Origin of the sequence: Streptomyces sp. NPDC093586 (assembly GCF_044764905.1) — a bacterium.
Taxonomy (GTDB): Bacteria; Actinomycetota; Actinomycetes; order Streptomycetales; family Streptomycetaceae; genus Streptomyces.
The window spans coordinates 37643-55513 of sequence record NZ_JBIWJA010000029.1; the positions used below are offsets into that span (position 1 = coordinate 37643).

Annotated in this window: 13 protein-coding genes; all 13 read left to right on the forward strand. The window is 72.9% G+C overall.

The annotated features are described in order from the left end of the window. Positions 1–56: 56 nt before the first annotated feature. Positions 57–992, forward strand: coding sequence for a TauD/TfdA family dioxygenase (locus ACIRFH_RS26260; RefSeq protein WP_403525505.1), 936 nt, complete (start codon positions 57–59; stop codon positions 990–992). A 65-nt stretch (positions 993–1057) separates the two neighbouring features. Then, entirely contained in the window at positions 1058–2032 is a 975-nt protein-coding gene (locus tag ACIRFH_RS26265; protein ID WP_403525508.1) for a TauD/TfdA family dioxygenase, read from the forward strand. 57 nt (positions 2033–2089) lie between these two features. Then, on the forward strand, positions 2090–3046 hold the full coding sequence (locus ACIRFH_RS26270) for a beta-ketoacyl-ACP synthase 3 (RefSeq protein WP_403525511.1): 957 nt from the start codon (positions 2090–2092) through the stop codon (positions 3044–3046). A 68-nt stretch (positions 3047–3114) separates the two neighbouring features. After that, a complete protein-coding gene (locus tag ACIRFH_RS26275) occupies positions 3115–3360 on the forward strand; it encodes an acyl carrier protein (protein WP_403525514.1) in 246 nt (81 codons plus the stop codon). A 3-nt stretch (positions 3361–3363) separates the two neighbouring features. Further along, complete coding sequence (locus tag ACIRFH_RS26280) at positions 3364–4761, forward strand: condensation domain-containing protein (RefSeq protein WP_403525517.1); 1398 nt, start codon at positions 3364–3366, stop codon at positions 4759–4761. Next, positions 4758–5771, forward strand: a complete 1014-nt coding sequence (sbnA, locus tag ACIRFH_RS26285; protein ID WP_403525520.1) for a 2,3-diaminopropionate biosynthesis protein SbnA — start codon at positions 4758–4760, stop codon at positions 5769–5771. Before ACIRFH_RS26280 ends, sbnA begins: the two co-directional genes overlap by 4 nt. Continuing rightward, positions 5765–6787: a 2,3-diaminopropionate biosynthesis protein SbnB gene (sbnB, locus tag ACIRFH_RS26290; protein ID WP_403525523.1), complete on the forward strand. Its 1023-nt coding sequence runs from the start codon at positions 5765–5767 to the stop codon at positions 6785–6787. The genes sbnA and sbnB overlap by 7 nt, the downstream gene beginning before the upstream one ends. A gap of 178 nt (positions 6788–6965) precedes the next feature. Further along, complete coding sequence (locus ACIRFH_RS26295) at positions 6966–11831, forward strand: amino acid adenylation domain-containing protein (RefSeq protein WP_403525526.1); 4866 nt, start codon at positions 6966–6968, stop codon at positions 11829–11831. Between the two features lie 22 nt (positions 11832–11853). Then, a complete protein-coding gene (locus ACIRFH_RS26300) occupies positions 11854–12771 on the forward strand; it encodes an ornithine carbamoyltransferase (protein WP_403525529.1) in 918 nt (305 codons plus the stop codon). Further along, entirely contained in the window at positions 12768–14168 is a 1401-nt protein-coding gene (locus ACIRFH_RS26305; RefSeq protein ID WP_403525532.1) for an MFS transporter, read from the forward strand. Before ACIRFH_RS26300 ends, ACIRFH_RS26305 begins: the two co-directional genes overlap by 4 nt. Further along, entirely contained in the window at positions 14161–14913 is a 753-nt protein-coding gene (locus ACIRFH_RS26310; protein ID WP_403525534.1) for an ABC transporter ATP-binding protein, read from the forward strand. The genes ACIRFH_RS26305 and ACIRFH_RS26310 overlap by 8 nt, the downstream gene beginning before the upstream one ends. Further along, positions 14910–17399 carry an FtsX-like permease family protein gene (locus ACIRFH_RS26315; RefSeq protein ID WP_403525537.1) on the forward strand — a complete coding sequence of 830 codons (2490 nt, stop codon included), beginning with the start codon at positions 14910–14912 and terminating at the stop codon, positions 17397–17399. Before ACIRFH_RS26310 ends, ACIRFH_RS26315 begins: the two co-directional genes overlap by 4 nt. Positions 17400–17630: 231 nt before the next feature. Then, a complete protein-coding gene (locus ACIRFH_RS26320; protein ID WP_403525540.1) occupies positions 17631–17846 on the forward strand; it encodes an MbtH family protein in 216 nt (71 codons plus the stop codon). Positions 17847–17871 lie beyond the last annotated feature (25 nt).

A 17871-nucleotide genomic window follows, 5' to 3' on the forward strand; every position in this document is an offset into this window, starting at 1 on the left:
GGCGACGGCGGCACCCGCACACACGGCACCAAGACGACAGCGAAAGGAGAGGTGACATGGCGAGTACCGCGGCCTGGGCACCGACGGAGATCGAGGCGGCCGAGGGCGGTGGCCCCGAGGAGCTGCTGCGGCGCGTGGACGCCCTGGAAGGGGGCCTGACCGGGGCGCTGACCCGTGAGAAGGCCCTGGTGTTCCGAGGGTTCGGCATCACCCCGGACACCCTGGACCCGGTGCTGGACCGGCTGCTGCCGAACCGGCTGGCCTACGTGCACGGCAACTCGCCGCGCACCAAGGTCGGGGGCAACGTCTACACCTCGACGGAGTACCCGCAGGAGTACACCATCTCGATGCACAACGAGATGAGCTACGCCCACGCCTGGCCGTCCCGGCTGGCGTTCTTCTGCCAGATCACCCCCGGCGGCGGCGGTGCCACCCCCGTGCTCGACGCGGCGCTCTGGCTGGCCTCGCTGGACCCGGAGGTGCGGGACGCCTTCGCGGACGGGGTGCGCTACGTGCAGAACCTGCACGACGGCTACGGCCTGGGCAAGAGCTGGCAGGACACCTTCGAGACGTCCGACCGGGGCGAGGTGGAGGCGTTCCTCAAGGGGGCCGGCGCCGAGTGGACCTGGCGGCGCGACGGCAGCCTGCGCGTCGAGTCGCTGCGGCCCGCCACCACCGTCCACCCGGTGACCGGCGCCGAGGTGTGGTTCAACCAGGCCGACCAGTGGCATCCGGCCGGCCTCGGCGACGACACCGCGAAGGAACTCGCGCAGATCCTCTCCGAGGACGAGCTGCCGCAGTCGGTGACCTTCGCGGACGGCGGCGCCATCCCCGCCGAGTACGTGCTCCAGATCCGCGACCGGGGCCTGGACGCCGCGGTCGACGTCGACTGGCACGCCGGCGACCTGCTGCTCATCGACAACGTCCTGCTGGCCCACGGCCGTCGCCCCTACACGGGGGACCGGCGGGTGCTGGTGGCGATGTCCGACTGACCGCCCACGGTCCCCGAACCCGCCTTCCCGGGTCCCGAACGCCGCGACGACCAAGCGAGTTGACCATGACCATCACCTCGGAAGAGACACCCGCCGGCTGGAGGGGAAACGGAACCGTGCCCGGCCTGTGCCGGCCGGACGCCCCCGGAACCGGCATCCAGGCCTACCTGACCGAGCACCGCGCCGAGCTGCGCGCCCTGCTCGCACGACGCGGCGCGCTGCTGCTGCGCGGCTTCGACGTGGGCGGCGTCGACGGCTTCGACCAGACCGTCCGCGCCTTCTCCGGCACGCCCCCGCTGGCCTACGCCGAACGCTCCTCGCCCCGCTCCACCATCAAGGGGCAGGTCTACACGTCGACGGACTACCCGCCCGCCGAGGAGATCTTCCTGCACAACGAGAACTCCTACCAGGCGGTGTGGCCCCGCACGCTGTACTTCTACTGCGTGGAGCCGCCCACCACGCAGGGTGCGACGCCGCTCGCCGACATCCGCCAGGTGCTCGCCGCCGTCGACCCGCAGGTGCGGGCCGAGTTCGAGACCCGCGGCTGGCAGGTGGTGCGCAACTTCCACGCCGGTTTCGGCGTGCCCTGGCAGGAGGCCTTCAACACGTCGGACCGGGACGCCGTGGTCGCGTACTGCGCTCAGCGGCGCATCCGGGCCGAGTGGCGGCCCGACGGAGGACTGCGCACCACCGCGGTCCGCGACGCGGTGCACCGGCACCCGGTCAGCGGAGAGCGGGTCTGGTTCAACCACGTCACGTTCTTCCACGCCAGCACCCTGCCCGAGGAGGTCGGTGCGGGACTGCGCGCGATCTTCGACGACGAGGACCTGCCCACGCACACCTTCTACGGCGACGGCGGGGTCATCCCCGACGACGTGCTGGACCACCTGCGCGGCTGCTACCGGGCGGCGTCCGTCCGCTTCGACTGGCAGCGCGACGACGTCCTGATCGTCGACAACATGCTGGCCGCGCACGCGCGCGAGCCGTTCACCGGGCCCCGGCGGATCGCCGTGGCCATGGCGGAGCCGTCCGAAGTCTGACCCGCCGAAGTCCGACCCGCCGCAGTGCGGGACTCGAACGCGCAGTTGGGAAGAGAGATGCTCACCACACACGGATCACGCATAGCCGCACTGGCTGTCTACCGGCCGGCCCGCCTGGTCGGCAACGAGGAGCTGTCGCAGCGGACGACGGTCTCCCCGGAGTGGATCGAGAGCCGCACCGGCATCAAGACCCGCCACCACGCGGACGAGGAGGAGACCATCGCCGCGATGGCGGCGGCGGCCGGGGAGAAGGCCGTGGTCGAGGCCGACATCGACCCGGCCGAGGTGGACCTGACGATCGTGGCCAGCGCCACCCGCCGCGTCCGCATGCCCGGCGTGGCACCCGAGGTCGCCAGCCGGATCGGTCTGCCGAACTCCGGCGCCTACGACCTGAACGCGGTCTGCGCCGGCTTCACCTACTCCCTGGCCATGGCCTCCAACGCGGTGCGGCTCGGCGAGGCGCGGCACGCGCTGGTCATCGGCGCCGAGCGGACCAGCGAGTGGATCGACCCGAACGACCCGGACACCTTCGTCATCTTCGGTGACGGAGCCGGCGCCGCCGTGGTCTCCCGCTCCGAGACGGCCGGCATCGGCCCGGCGGTGTGGGGCAGCGACGGCGCGCGGCACGAGGTGCTCGGCATCACGGAGAAGTCCGACGGCCGCGAGTACGTCACCATGAACGGCCCCCTGGTCTACAAGTGGTCGACGGCCACCATGCCGGACGTGGCCCTGCGGGCGTGCGCCGCCGCCGGCGTCGCCCTCGAGGACATCGCCTGGTTCGTGCCGCACCAGGCCAACAAGCGGATCATCCGCACCCTGACGGACAACCTGGGGCTGCCGCAGGACCGCGTCGTCAACGACGTCGTCGACACCGGCAACACCTCCGCGGCCTCCGTGCCGCTGGCGCTCAACCGCCTCAAGGAGAGCGGCCGCGCGACCCCCGGCGAGAAGGTCCTGCTGCTCGGCTTCGGCGCGGGCCTGACCTACGCCGGCCAGGTCGTCGACATGCCCTGACCCGGGCCCGCCCGCACCACTCACCACCTTTCACCACCCTCACCACCCTCACAGAGATGGGAACGACCATGACCAGAGACGAAATGATCGTCGAGATCATCAACCTCACCCTGCGCACCGCCCCCGACCTGGAGGCCGAGGTCACCGCCGACTCCAGCTTCGAGGAGCTCGGCATGGACTCCCTGACCCGGATCGACCTGCTGGCGGCCGTGGAAAAAAACTTCGGCCTCTCGGTGCCCGACGAGAAGGTCGGCGACCTGCTGCGGGTCAGTGACGTCGCGGACTTCCTCATGGCGCACAAGGCGGGAGTCTGACCCATGACCCACACGGATCCCGGGAACGGGGCGCTGCCCCTCTCGGTGGGCCAGGAAGGGCTGTGGCTCCTCCACAGCCTGGCCCCCGACAGCTCCACCTACCACCTCGCGGGGGGTGTCCGCATGGAGCCGGCGCCCGACCCCGAGATCCTGGCGCGGGCGGTCGACGCGGTCACCGAGCGGCACCCCATGCTCCGCTCGGTGTACGCGGACACCGAGGCCGGCCCGCGGCGCCGCGTCCTGCCCCCCGGCGCGACGGGCCGCCTCACGGTCCGCGAGGTGCCCGGCGCCGACGACGCCGAACTGCGCCGGACGGTGGACGCGGAGGTCGCCGTGCCGTTCCGCCTCACCGAGGAGGGTCCGCTGCGCGCCGTGCTGCTGCGCCGCGGCCCCGACGCCGTGCTGCTCGTCGTCACCCACCACATCGCCACCGACGCCCTCTCCCAGTGGCTGCTCTGGCGTGACCTGCTCGCCGCCTACGCCGACCTGGCCGCGGGCAGGACCCCCCGGCTGGAGCCGCCGGCCACCGACTTCGACCACTTCGTGGAGGCCGAGCGCACCCTGCTCGACTCCTCGCGCGGCGCCCGTCAGGCCGACTACTGGCGGGAGCAGTGCGCCGGTTCCCAGGCCGCCGAACTCCCCACCGACCGGCCCCGTCCGGCCGGCCCGGCGGGCAAGGGCGCGAGTCTGGTGCGCCGGCTGCCCGACGCGCTCTCGGAACGGATCCGGCGCGGCGCGGCCGAACAGGAGGTCTCCCAGTTCGCCGTGGCGCTCGGTGCGCTGCAGGCCCTGGTGAACCGGTGGACCGGCATGCGGGACTTCCTCATCGCCTGCCCGGCGTCCGTCCGCCGCTCCGCGGCCCGCGAGGTCGTCGGCTACTACGTCAACCCGGTGCTGATCCGCGCGGAGATCACCAGGAACGCCACCCTGCGCGAGGTCGTCGACCGCGCCGCGGACCGGATCCGGCAGGCCACCGCGCGCGCCTCCTACCCCTTCCCGCTGGTCGCGCGGGACGCCGGGGAGGCCGGTCCGCTGTACCGGATCTCCATGACGATGGTCGCCACCGACCGCTTCGACGGCGGCATGGAGGTCGCCGCGGCCGGCGTGCCGATCCAGGTCGGCGACCTCACCGTCACCTACCTGGAGATCTCCCACCTGGAAGGCCAGTGCGACGTGTCGCTGGAGGTCACCCGGGACGCCAACGGCCTGACCATCGCCCTCCGCTACGACACGGAGCTCTTCGAACGGCCCACCATGGAGCGGCTGTTCGATCAGTACATCCGGTTCCTCGCCGCCGCCGTGGACGACGCGGACCGTCCCGTCGGCCGCGTCCCGCTGACCGACGGCGACGACAAGCGCGCCCTGCTGGCCCTCGGCGGCCACCCCGGCGCCGTCTCATGACCGCCCCCGTGCTCCACGGCATCCTCGACGGCGTCGGCAACACGCCGCTGGTGGAACTCACCGGCCTGCTGCCCCGGCTCGGCTCCCGCGTCTTCGCCAAGCTGGAGTCGTACAACCCGGGCGGCAGCGTCAAGGACCGGTCCGCGCTCTCCATGCTGCTGGGCCGGATCCGCAGCGGCGAGCTGGTGCCGGGCCGGTCCACCGTGGTGGAGTCCAGCTCCGGGAACCTCGCCATCGGCATGGCGCAGATCTGCCGCTACTTCGGCATCGACTTCATCTGCGTCGTCGACCCGAAGACCACCGAGCAGAACCTGGCGATCCTGCGGGCCTACCGCGTCACCGTCGACATGGTCACCGAGGTCGACCCCGAGACGCGGGCCTACCTGCCGATGCGTCTCAAGCGGGTGCGGGAACTGGTCGCGTCCATCCCGGGCGCGTACTGGCCCAACCAGTACGCCAACCCCCGCAACCCGCTGGCCCACGAGCGGACCATGCGGGAGATCGCCGACGCCCTGGACGGCCGCGTCGACTACCTGTTCTGCTCCACCGGCACCGGCGGCACCCTCACCGGCTGCGCCCGTCACATCCGCGACCACGGGCTGCCCACCACCCTGGTGGGGGTGGACGCGCTGGGCAGCGTGCTGTTCGGCGGGGTGTCCGCCCCGCGGCTGCTGCCCGGGCACGGCGCCGCGGTGCGGCCCGCCCTCTTCGACCCGACGCTGGCCGACGAGGTCGTGCACGTCTCCGACCTGGACTGCGTGGTGGGCTGCCGCGCGCTCACCGACCGCGAGGCCATCCTCGCGGGCGGCTCCTCGGGCGCGGTCATCGCCGCCCTCGGCAAGTTCGCGGCCCGCATCCCGGCCGGCCGCAACGTCGTCCTGATCTTCCCCGACCGGGGCGACCGGTACCTCGACTCGATCTACTCCGACGACTGGGTGCGCGCCCACTTCGGAGAGGTCTCCCATCTGTGGCAGGAACCCGAACTCTCCCTGGCGGTGAGCACATGCTGATCATCAAACACGGGCAGGTGGCCGGTCTGCTGACCGGACGCGAGAAGGAGATCGTGGACCTCGTCGCCGAGGCCTACGAACGGCACGACGAGGGGCGCACCGTACTGCCGCACTCCGTCTTCCTGCGCTTCCCCGACCGCCCCCGCGACCGCATCATCGGTCTCCCCGGCTACCTCGGCGCGGCCGCCGGGGACGAGTCGCCGGGCGGCGAGGTCGCCGGCATGAAGTGGATCTCGTCCTTCCCGGGCAACCTGGCCACCGGACACGAGCGGGCCAGCGCCGCGATCCTGCTGAACTCGCTGGAGACCGGGCATCCCGAGGCGCTCGTCGAGGGCTCCCTCATCTCCGCCCGGCGTACCGCCGCCTCCGCCGCGCTCGCCTCCCGGTTGCTCCTCGACGGCCGCCGGCCCACCGGCGTCACCCTCGTCGGCACCGGCGTCATCAACCGCGAGGTGCTCCGCTTCCTCGCGGTCGTCCACCCCCACCTCGACTCCCTCGCCGTGTACGACACGGACCCGGAGCGGGCCGCCCGCTTCACCGCCGACCACGCCCGGCTGCTGCCCGGCGCCCGGGTGCGGCACTGCGACAGTCTCGACGAGGCACTGGCCGCACACGATCTGGTGTCCTTCGCGACCACCGCCGCCACCCCGTACACCGGGCTCGACGCCTGCCCGCCGGGCACCGTCGTGCTGCACGTCTCCCTGCGGGACCTCACGGTGCCCGCGATCCTCGGCGCCCACAACGTCGTCGACGACCCGGACCACGTGTGCCGTGAACAGACCTCGCCGCACCTGGCGGAACAGCACACCGGGGGGCGGGACTTCGTCCACGCGTCCATCGGCGCGCTGCTGCGGGGCACCGCCGGCCCCGTGCCGCGGGACGGCCGGCCCGTGGTGTTCTCCCCGTTCGGTCTCGGCGTGCTGGACCTGGCGCTGGCCCGGTTCGTCCGCGACGAGGCGCGCGCCCGCGGCATCGGCACCTCCATCGAGGGCTTCCTGCCCGGCCGCACGCCCTAGGGCCTCGCGTTCGGATCACGCCGAGGACGCGGGCCTGGCACGCCCGTCTGCGGCGTCGTCAGGTCCTGCTGCTCTCCCGCGGCCCGATCCGAACGAGAGGTCCTGGGACGGCCCCCTCCTGACCGAGGGCCGTCCCCGCACCGCAGACCCGCACCTGATCAACACCTCTGGAGAAGAGATGTCTGTCCCGCTGCACGAACTGATCTCCCGCCAAGCCGCCCGTACCCCTCACGCCATCGCGGTCGACGACGCACGGGGGACGATGACGTACGAGCAGCTGGACCGGCACGCCAACCGCGTCGCCCGGCTGCTCCGGGACCGGGGCACCGGCCCCGAGGATCGGGTCGCGGTCTGCCTCCCCCGCGTCCGCGAGCTGCCGGCCGTGCTCCTCGGCGTGTGGAAGGCGGGCGCCGCCTACGTACCGCTGGACACCGCCCACCCCGTCGAGCGGACCGCCTGGACGGTCCGCGACAGCGGCGCCCGGCTGGTCCTGACGGTGCGCGGTTCGGCACCCGAGGACCCGGCCGGCCGCGAGGTGCTGTTCCTGGACGACCCGGCCACCGGCCTCGACGCCCTGCCGGACACCGATCCCGAGCCGCTCGCCGCCGATCCGGCGGGCGCCGCCTACCTCACCTACACCTCCGGTTCCACGGGCCGGCCCAAGGGCGTGCTGGTGGAGCACGCCGGCATCGCCAACCGGGTGTCCTGGACGGTACGGCGCCAGGGCCTCGGCCCGGCCGACCGGATGGTGCAGAAGACGGTGCTCACCTTCGACGCCGCCGCCCTGGAACTGTTCGCGCCGCTCGTCGCCGGCGGCACCGTGGTGATGGCACCGCAGGGCGCCGAGGCCGACCCGGCCCTGCTGGTGCGCACGATCGCCGAACAGCGCGTCACCGTCCTGCAGGGCGTCCCGTCGGTGCTGCGGCTGCTCACCGAGGAACCCGGCTGGAACCGGTGCGACGGGCTGCGGCTGGTGTTCTCCGCCGGCGAGGCCCTCGACGCCGAGCTGTGCCGCCGGCTGAGCGAGCCGACCGGCGCCGTGGTGTGGAACACGTACGGGCCCACCGAGTGCTCCGTCGACGTCACCGCCCAGGAGTTCGACCCGGAACTCCACACGGAGGCCGTACCCATCGGCCGGCCCCTCGACGGGCTGCGGGTCTACGTGCTGGACGAGGAACTCGACCCGGTGCCCATCGGCGTCGTCGGCGAGGTGTACGCCGCGGGGACCGGCCTCGCCCGCGGCTACGCGGGCCGCCCGGCGCAGACCGCCGAACGCTTCCTGCCCGACCCGCACAGCGGCGACGGGAGCCGCATGTACCGCACCGGCGACCTGGCCCGCTGGCGCTCCGACGGCAGCCTCGCCTACCTGGGCCGCGTCGACCACCAGGTCAAGGTGAACGGCGTCCGCATCGAACCGGCCGAGGTGGAGGCCGCCCTGCACGCCCACCCCGACGTGCGGTCGGCCGTCGTCGGGGCGTACACCGCGGTCGGCGGCACCCGGCTCGTGGCGCACCTCGTGGCGGGGCGCCGCATCCCCCGCGACGAGCTGCGCAGCTTCCTGCGGCGCCGGCTGCCCGAGTCGATGATCCCCGCCCAGTTCGTGCCCATGGACACCTTCCCGCTGACCGTCAACGGCAAGGTCGACCGGTCCGCCCTGCCCGACCCGGTGTCCTCCGAGGCCGCCACGACCGGCGACACGCCGTGGGTGGCGCCCCGCACCCCCGCGGAGCGCCTCGTCGCCGACGTGTGGGAGCAGCTCCTGCAGGTGGAGAACGTCGGCGTGCACGACGACTTCTTCGCCCTCGGCGGCTCCTCCCTGGTCCTCACCCGCCTCGCCGTCGCCCTCACCAAGGCCTCCGGCGACGACGTCCAGTTGCGCGGCCTGTTCGGTGCCTCCACGGTGGAGGCCCAGGCCCGCCTCATCGAGCAGTCCCGGCCCGCCGTGCCCGAGGTGGTGCCGGTGGACCGCGGCGCACCGCTGCCGCTCTCCTTCGGCCAGCACCGCCTCTGGTTCCTGGACCGCATGCACCCCGGCAGCCCCGAATGGGTGGCCCCGCTCTTCCTGCGGCTGCCCGCCGGCACCACCGAGGCCACCGTCCGCAGCGCCCTGAACACCCTGGAGCAGCGCCACGAGGCCCTGCGCACCCGCTACGTCCTCCAGGGCGAGGAGCCCCGCCAGGTCGTCGTCGACGCCCAGCCCGTCGAGCTCCGTGTGGAGGACGCCGGGGAGACCGAGCTGGAGCGGCTCTTCGGCGAGCAGTTCCGCCGCGGCTTCGACCTGACGGACGGCCCGCTGTGGCGGGCCCTGCTGGTACGGGTCCCGCTCGGCGGCCCCGTCCTCCTCGTCACCGTCCACCACATCGCCAGCGACGGCTGGTCCACGGTCGTCCTGGAGCGCGAGCTGCGCGAACTGTGCGCCGCGGCCGGTGAGGACCGGGCCCCGGACCTGCCCGCTCCCGCCGTCCAGTACGGCGACTACGCCGCCTGGCAGGCGGCCCGCTCCGACGACGCCGTCCTGGACCGCGAACTCGACTACTGGAAGTCCGCCCTGCGCGGCATGTCCGAGCTCCAGCTGCACACGGACCGGCCCCGCCCGGCCCGTCGCGACGGGCACGGCCAGGGCGTGCGGTTCTCCGTACCCGCAGGCCTCGCCGACGCCCTCAGCGGCATCGGCCGGCAGCACGGGGCCACCCCGTACGCCGCCCTCCTCGCCGCGTTCGCCGCGTTGCTCTCCCGCTACAGCGGTCAGGAGGACTTCGGCGTCGGCAGCCCCGTGACCGGCCGGCTGCGCCCGGAGACGCAGGACACCGTGGGCTTCTTCCTCAACTCCCTCGTCCTGCGCTGCGACCTGACCGGCGACCCCTCCTTCGCCACCCTGCTCGACCGCACCAAGGACACCGTCCTCTCCGGCTTCGCCCACCAGGAGCTGCCCTTCGAGCGGCTGGTGGACGAACTCCAGCCGGTCCGCGACCTGTCCCGCACCCCGCTCTACCAGGTGGCCTTCGACCTGCAGGACGAGGGCGCCACCACGGTGGCCGCCGACGGTGTCCTCATGGACGCCTTCCAGGGAGCCTGGCAGGTCGCCAAGACCGACCTCACCCTGTTCGTCTGGCGGCACGCGGACGGGTCCCTCACGGGTGCCTTCGAGTACGCCACCTCGCTCTTCGAGCACCCCACCGTGGAGCGCATGGCCGACCACTTCGTCCGCCTCGTGCAGGCCGTCGTCGACGCCCCCGACACCCCGCTCTCCGCCATCGACCTCACCACCGTCCACGAACACCGCCTGCTCCGCCTGTGGAACGACTCGGTGGTGTCGGTGCCGGATCGCTCGGTTCCGGAGCTGGTCGCGCGGTGGGTGGCCGAGCGGCCGGATGCGGTGGCGGTCGTGTCGGGTGGTGAGGTCTTGTCGTTCGCGGAGTTGGATGTGCGGGTGAATCGTCTGGCGCATGCGTTGCGCAGGGCGGGTGTGGGCCGTGAGTCGTCGGTGGCGGTGCTGCTGGATCGTTCGGTGGATCTGGTGGTGGCGTTGCTGGCGGTGTGGCGTGCGGGTGCGGGGTATGTGCCGATGGATCCGGTGCTGCCGGTGGGCCGGATCGCGGGGATGGTCGCGGATGCCGGTGTGGCGGTGGCGGTGACCTCGCAGGCGTATGCGGACCGGTTCGAGGTGCCGGTGGTGCGGGTGGACGACCCGGCGCTGTCCGAGTTCCCGGATTCGTCACCCGCTGTGGAGGTGGACCTGGACGGTGTGGCGTACACGGTGTTCACGTCGGGTTCGACGGGCCGGCCCAAGGGGGTGCAGGTGTCGCACCGGAGTCTGGTCAACCATGTGGACTGGGCGGTGCGGGAGCTGGCGTCGGCCGGGTCGGGTGGTGCGCCGGTGTTCTCGTCGGTGGCGTTCGACCTGGTGGTGCCGAACGTGTGGGCGCCGCTGGCGGCCGGACAGCGCACCTGGCTGTTCGACGGTGAACTGACCGGTCTCGGTGAGGCGTTGTCGGAGGCTCGTCCGTTCTCCTTCATGAAGATGACGCCCGGGCATCTGGAAGTCCTCTCGGGTCAGTTGTCGGACGACGAGATCGCGGCGTTGGCGGGCCGGGTGGTGGTGGCGGGTGAGGCGTTGCCGGGTGCTCTGGTGGAGCGGTGGCGTCAGGTCCTGGGGGACGGGGCGGTCCTCAACGAGTACGGGCCGACCGAGACGACGGTGGGCACCTGCGTGTATCCGCTGGTGGAGGCGTTCGAGGGTGTGGTGCCGATCGGGCGTCCGCTGCCGAACATGACCATGCGTGTTCTGGACGGTGGCCTGCGGCCGGTGCCGGTGGGTGCGGTGGGTGAGCTGTTCGTCGGTGGTGCGGGCGTGGCCCGTGGTTATGCGGGGGATCCCGGCCGCACGGCCGAGAAGTTCCTGCCGGATCCGTACGGGCCGGTGGGGAGCCGGATGTACCGTACGGGGGATCTGGCGCGGTGGCGGTCGGACGGTGCGGTGGAGTTCCTGGGCCGGATCGATGATCAGGTCAAGGTCCGTGGTTATCGCATCGAGCTGGGTGAGGTGCGTGCGGCGTTGATCGCGCGTCCGGAGGTGACGGACGCGGCGGTGGTCGTCTCGCAGGACCAGCGGCTGGTCGCCTACGTCGTGGGTGAGGTGCCGGATCTGGCCGAGGTGCTGCCGGAGTACATGATCCCGTCCCTCTACGTGCAGCTGGACGCGCTGCCGCTGACCGCCAACGGCAAGCTGGACCGTCGTGCCCTGCCCGACCCCGACGAGACCGCCGGCGACTCCTACGTCGCCCCGCGCACCCCCACCGAGGAACGCATCGCCGCGGTCTGGAGCGACCTGCTCGGCAAGGACGCCAGTGCGCACGACAGCTTCTTCGACATCGGCGGGCACTCCATCCTCGCGGTGCGCCTCGTCTCGCGGCTGCAGCAGGACTTCGACCTCGACCTGCCGATGCGGGTCGTCTTCGAGCGGCCCACCATCGCCCAGCTGGCCGTGGAGATCGAGGACCGCGTCCGGGCCGAGATCGACGCACAGCTCGCCGAAACCTCCTGACCACCGAGTGAAGGACGTCCGCATGCGCCACCTCATCTCACTGACCGATCTGACCGACGACGATCTGCACGCGCTGGTCGCCCGCGGGGCGGAGTTCGCCGCGGGGGCGGTCGCCAAGCCGCTGCGGGACGAGGTGGTCGGCGTCTACTTCCGCCGTACCTCGACCCGCACCCGTACCGCCTTCACCAGCGGGGCGCTGCGGCTCGGCGCGCAGACGGTGACCTTCGGGCCCGGCGACCTCCAGCTGAACACCGGGGAGACCACCGAGGACACCGGCCGGGTGCTGTCCGGCATGCTGGACCTGCTGGTGGCCAGGACCGCGGACGCCACGGACGAGCTGCGCTCCTGGGCGGCGGCCGGGCCGATGTCCGTGGTGAACGCGATGACCGCGGAGGAGCATCCGACACAGGGGCTCACCGATCTCACCACTCTGCACTGCCGCTTCGGCCGGGTCGAGGGCCTGCGGGTGCTGTACGTGGGTGAGGGCAACAACAGCGCCGCGGCGCTGGCCCTGGCCCTCACCCGCTACCCGGGCACCGAGCTGGAACTGCGCACGCCGCCCGGGTACGGTCTCGCTCCCGGCATCCTCGCGACCGCCGGCGAGCAGGCGGCGCGCAGCGGGGCGAAGGTGTCCGAGCAGCACGACATGGCGGGCCTGCCGTCCGGGTTCGACGTCGTGTACACCACCCGCTGGCAGACCACCGGCACCAGCAAGCCGACCGCGGACTGGCGCACGGTGTTCGCCCCGTTCCAGGTGACCGGCGCCCTGTGGGAGGCCAGCCCGAACGCGGTGTTCCTGCACGACCTGCCCGCCCACCGGGGCGAGGAGGTCACCGCGGACGTCCTCGACGGCCCGGCCAGCCTGGCGTTCACCCAGGCCACGCACAAGCTGCACAGCGCGATGGCGGTCCTCGAATGGTGCCGGGCCGTCCGCTCATGATCCGAAAGCGCAGAGCCCGCCCCGACGGCGAGGACAGGCACAAGCTGCCCTCGCTGCGCAGCTACCGCGACTTCCGGCTGCTGTGGACCGGCTCGGCGATGTCGGTGATGGCCGAACGCTGCTCCGGGATGGCCTTCACACTGCTGGTGCTCTGGCACACCAGGTCGGAGAGCGCCGCGGGCATCGTGGGGTTCGCGGGGCTGCTGCCCGCGCTGCTCGTGCAACTGCCCGCGGGCGTCCTGGTGGACCGGATGAACCGGCGGCGCGTCATGATGACGTGCGTCGTGGTGCGGATGATCGCCGTGGCGACGGTCGCCGTCTCCCTGCTGGGGGACCAGGTGTGGGTGTGGCACATCGCCCTGGTGGCGTTCGTGCAGAGCAGCATGACCGTCTTCTACCAGCTGTCGGAACGGGCCATGGTGCGCAACGTGGTGCCGTCGCAGCAGCTGGGCGCGGCGATGGCCACCAACGAGGCCCGTTCCCGCGGCGTCAACTTCGTCGGCCACCCGGCCAGCGGGGCGATGTTCGGCCTGTCGGCGTGGGTGCCGTTCCTGTCCAGCGTGACGCTCTACCTGGGTTCGCTGATCACCCTGGTACGGCTGCGGGGCGAGCGGCAGCCGCCGCGCCGGCCGCGCGCCGGGCGCCCGATGCGGGCCGATATCGCGGCCGGGTTCGCCTGGGTGTGGGGACGGGCCTACTTCAGGACGGCACTGCTGATCATCTCGGCCAGCAACCTGGTCTTCCAGGGGCTCATCCTGACCGTCGCCGTGGTGATCAGGGAGGACGGGGGCGCCGCCGGCACCATCGGTCTGATCATGGCGGCGGGCGGCATGGGCGGCCTGTGCGGGGCGCTGTCCGGCGGCCGGCTGAACCGGCGGCTGCCGATGCGGCAGATCATGATCCTCGCGCACACCGCCTGGGCCGTGGTGATGCCCACAGCGGTGTTTTTCCGGCAACCCTTGGCACTTGGGGTGCTTTTCTACATAACGTCGTTTATAGGAGCCACTGTTACGGTCTCCGGCATGTCTTACCAGGTGCGCATCACCCCCAACGACATGCAGGGGCGGGTCGGCAGTGTCGTCATGCTCCTGGTGTCCGGGGCGAGTTCGCTCGGCGCGCTCGGTACCGGATACCTGCTGGAGGCGGTCGGCAGCCGCGCCGCCCTGATGGTGCTGTCGGCGGTGATGGCGGCGCTGGCCCTGGTCGCGGCCGTCGTCTTCAGCAGGGACGGAGCGGCCCGGGAGGACCGCGCAGACAGCATCGAACCTCCCGACGCGGAGCACACGCCTCCGGCACCGGCAGCGCTGCCGGCCCCGGACGTGCCCGCGCCGGCCTCCGTCGTGGACGGGACGCCGGCCGATCCCCTCACACACGAAGCGCGGAGAACCGATGGATGACGCAGTGCGGCTGGAGTCGCTCACCAAGACCTACGGGTCCGGCGACAGCGCGGTGAGTGCCTTGCGGGAGACCAGTCTGTCCTTCCCGCGGGGCAGCTTCACCGCGATCATGGGGCCCTCGGGCTCCGGCAAGTCGACCCTGCTGCAGTGCGCGGCCGGGCTGGACCGTCCCACGTCGGGCCGGGTCTTCATCGACGGGCAGGACACCTCCGGCCTGAACGAGACCCGGCTCACCGAACTGCGCCGCGCCTCCACCGGGTTCATCTTCCAGTCGTTCAACCTGCTGCCGTCGCTGACCGCCGAGCAGAACGTGGCCCTGCCGATGCGGCTCGCGGGCCGCAAGCCGCAGCGCGGCGCCGTACGGCAGGCGCTCGCCCAGGTCGGCCTGGAGAAGAAGGCCGGCAGCAGGCCGAGCCAGCTGTCCGGCGGACAGCAGCAGCGGGTGGCCATCGCCCGTGCCCTGGTCGCCCGGCCCGCCGTGCTCTTCGCGGACGAGCCGACCGGTGCTCTCGACATGGCGACCGGACGCGAACTCCTCGTCACCCTGCGGGCACTGGCCGGGCGGGGCGCCGACGCCGACGGCCGGGTGACCACCACCATCGTCATGGTCACCCACGACCCGAACGTCGCCGCCTACGCGGACCGGGTGCTCTTCCTCGCCGACGGCGGCTTCGTCGGAGAGCTCCACCAGCCGACCGCCGAGGACGTCGCCGCCCGCATGACGCATCTGGCGGTGTCCTCGTGATCAGGGTGGCCTTCCAGACCCTGCGGGCCCGCTGGGTGTCGTTCCTCGGCACCGTCGTCGCGCTCGTCCTCGGCGTGGCGCAGATCGCGGCCATGGGGCTGCTGGTGACGACCGCGTTCGACCTGCCCGACCGGCCGGTGGAGCGCTTCGCCGGCGCGGCCACCGTGGTGCGCCCGCCGTCGGACGGCTGGGACACGGCCCACCACGACCTGGGCGTCCGCTCCCCCGAGGCGGCCCGCGGACTGAGCACCGAGCTGCGCGACCAGGTCGCCGCGACCGGCCCGACCGTCGTGGACCGCTCCTTCTACGCCCAGGTGCGCGGCGGCCCCGAGGACCAGGTCGGACACCCGTGGGCGGTGGCGCGCTTCGGCGGCTACCGCCTGACCGACGGCGCCGCCCCCGCCGGGGACGGACAGATCGTCGTCCCCTCCGACCAGGCCCGCACCGGTGAGCGGGTGACCGTGCTGACCGCGTCCACCGTGCGGACGTACACCGTCAGCGGCACCGTCGCCCCCGTCGGCTACGAGGACGCCGTCTTCTTCTCCGAGGCGGAGGCCGCCCGGCTGTCCCCCCGGATCGACTCCCTCGTGGCGCTCGGCCCGGCGGACGCGGTCGAGACCGCCGTCGGCGACCGGGCCGACGTCCTCACCGGCCAGGACCGGCACAAGGCCGACGCCAGCGAGGCCGAGGACCGGGAGACCCTGGACAACACGATCACCCTGGTGCCGGTGATGGCGAGCGTCGCCGGGACCACCGCGGTCTTCGTGGTGGCGTCCACCTTCGCCTTCGCGGTCGTCCAGCGCCGCCGGGAGGTCGCCCTGCTGCGCGCGGTCGGCGCCACGCCCCGGCAGGTGCGCAAGATGGTCCGCAACGAGGCCCTCCTGGTGGGCGGCCTCGCCGCCGCCGCCGGCACCGCCCTCGGCCTGTTCGGGGCACAGCTCCTCGCGGACATGCTGATCTCCGCGGGGGTGTCGCCGGACTGGTTCACCGTCACCCCGTCCCTGCACTGGACGGTGCTGGCACCGCTCGTCGCCGCCTTCCTGGCGGGCCTGCTGGTGTCGGTGGGCGGTGCCGCCGCCGCTGCCCGCCGGGCCGGTTCCATCCAGCCCGTCGAGGCGCTGCGGGAAGCCGCCGTGGACGACACGGGCGTCACCCGGGGCCGCGCCCTGCTCGGCGCCGCCGCCCTGCTCGGGGGCGTCGGCTGGACCGCGTGGATCGCCACCGGCTCCCCGGTGACGGTGCTCTCGCCGACGGTGTACGTGATCTCGCTGATGGTGCCGGTACTGGCGGCCGCGGTCCTCGCGCCGCTGGCCGTGGGCCCGCTGACCCGGCTGCTGATGTGGCCCTGGCGCCACGCCGCCGGCCCCACCGCCCTGCTGGTCCGGGAGAGCGCGCTGACCGCCCGCCGCCGCACCGCGGCGACCGCCGCGCCGATCCTGCTCACCGTCGGCCTGGCGTTCTCGCTGCTCGCCGCCACCGACTCCCTGGGCGCCGCCCGGGACAGCGGCCTGCAGAACCGGGTCGTCTCCCAGTACGCCCTCGCCCCCGACGACACACCCGGCATCAGCACCGAGGTGATCGACCGGGTGGCCGAGGTGCCCGGCGTGAAGATCGCCGCGCCGCTGCTCACCACGGTCTACTGGAAGGACGAGGACCGCTACGACGAGAACGACGGCCTGGTCGTCGACCCCGAGGCGCTGAAGCGGACCATGGACCTGAAGGTCGTCGAGGGTTCCCTGGACGACCTCGACGAGAACAGCATGGCCGTCGCCGACCTGTGGCACATGGACCTGGGCTCCACGCAGACCGTGCTGATGGCCGACGGCAGCACCGCGCGCCTGAAGGTGGCCGCCGTGTACGAGGCGCTGCGCGGCGAGGACGTGGCCTACCTGCCGCCGCGGTTCGCCTCCACCGCGCTGTTCGCGCGCGACGGCCTGGCCCGCCGCGCGTACATCACCCTGGACGAGGGCACCGACCGGGAGGCCGCCACCGCCGCCATCCGCAAGGCGGTCGCCGGCAGCGGCGCCACCCTCATGACGCGGGACGAACTGGTCGCCTCCGAGTCCGCCTACGCCCGCCACCTGACCGAGGTCCGGCAGCGCTCCACCGCCGTGATCATCATGCTGTTCTGCTTCATCGCCATCCTCAACACCCTGCTGATGGCGACCGCGGACCGCCGGCGCGACCTGGCGGTACTGCGCACCGCGGGCGCCACCCCCCGGCAGGTGCTGCGGTTCTTCGTCGCCGAGTCGCTGCTCGTGTCCGCACTCGGCGTGGTCCTGGCGCTGGCCGCCACCGCCGTCAACCTGGCCGGACTCTGGGGAGCGCTGTTCCAGCTCTTCGGCACCACCCCGATCGTCGCGCCGTACGCGGTGGTCGCGGGCGTGGCGGTGGTCTCCACCCTGCTCGCGCTCCTCGGCACGGTCCTGCCGGTCGGCGCGGCGTTGCGGGCCCGTGCCGTGCAGCTGATCGGAGCCCGCGAGTAGGACCCGCCGGACACGACCCCGCACCGCCCCCGGACCCACGCGGCCCGGTCCCGACCCCCCTCGGGACCGGGCCGCGTGCCGTCTTCCGGGGGCGTCGGCGTGCGGTGGGCGACCGGCGCGCGCAGCCGGCGGTGTGCAAGCCCGCAGGGCCCGTAAGAGAGCCGGTAAGAGCCCCGGTATAGGTCGCCGTCGGACGCTGGGCGCGCATCCGACCACCGAAGGGACACCGTCATGGCTGACGAGCAGACCGACCACCGCACCTACCGGGTCGTCCTGAACGACGAGGAGCAGTACTCGATCTGGGACGCGGACCGGGAACTTCCGGCCGGCTGGCACGCCGAGGGCACCGAGGGCTCGCGGCAGGAATGCCTCCAGCGGATCGAAGAGGTCTGGACGGACCTGCGGCCGGCGAGCCTGCGCCGCCGCATGGAGCAGTCCGGCGTCTGACCGCGCCGCACGGCCCGCGGCGCCG

Excerpts from the sequence above, each read along its gene's own strand:
- ACIRFH_RS26300 (WP_403525529.1), top strand. The coding sequence starts at position 11,854 with ATGCGCCACCTCATCTCACTGACCGATCTGACCGACGACGATCTGCAC.
- ACIRFH_RS26275 (WP_403525514.1), top strand. The coding sequence starts at position 3,115 with ATGACCAGAGACGAAATGATCGTCGAGATCATCAACCTCACCCTGCGC.
- ACIRFH_RS26270 (WP_403525511.1), top strand. The coding sequence starts at position 2,090 with ATGCTCACCACACACGGATCACGCATAGCCGCACTGGCTGTCTACCGG.
- ACIRFH_RS26280 (WP_403525517.1), top strand. The coding sequence starts at position 3,364 with ATGACCCACACGGATCCCGGGAACGGGGCGCTGCCCCTCTCGGTGGGC.
- ACIRFH_RS26305 (WP_403525532.1), top strand. The coding sequence starts at position 12,768 with ATGATCCGAAAGCGCAGAGCCCGCCCCGACGGCGAGGACAGGCACAAG.
- sbnA (WP_403525520.1), top strand. The coding sequence starts at position 4,758 with ATGACCGCCCCCGTGCTCCACGGCATCCTCGACGGCGTCGGCAACACG.
- ACIRFH_RS26265 (WP_403525508.1), top strand. The coding sequence starts at position 1,058 with ATGACCATCACCTCGGAAGAGACACCCGCCGGCTGGAGGGGAAACGGA.
- sbnB (WP_403525523.1), top strand. The coding sequence starts at position 5,765 with ATGCTGATCATCAAACACGGGCAGGTGGCCGGTCTGCTGACCGGACGC.
- ACIRFH_RS26260 (WP_403525505.1), top strand. The coding sequence starts at position 57 with ATGGCGAGTACCGCGGCCTGGGCACCGACGGAGATCGAGGCGGCCGAG.
- ACIRFH_RS26295 (WP_403525526.1), top strand. The coding sequence starts at position 6,966 with ATGTCTGTCCCGCTGCACGAACTGATCTCCCGCCAAGCCGCCCGTACC.
- ACIRFH_RS26310 (WP_403525534.1), top strand. The coding sequence starts at position 14,161 with ATGGATGACGCAGTGCGGCTGGAGTCGCTCACCAAGACCTACGGGTCC.
- ACIRFH_RS26320 (WP_403525540.1), top strand. The coding sequence starts at position 17,631 with ATGGCTGACGAGCAGACCGACCACCGCACCTACCGGGTCGTCCTGAAC.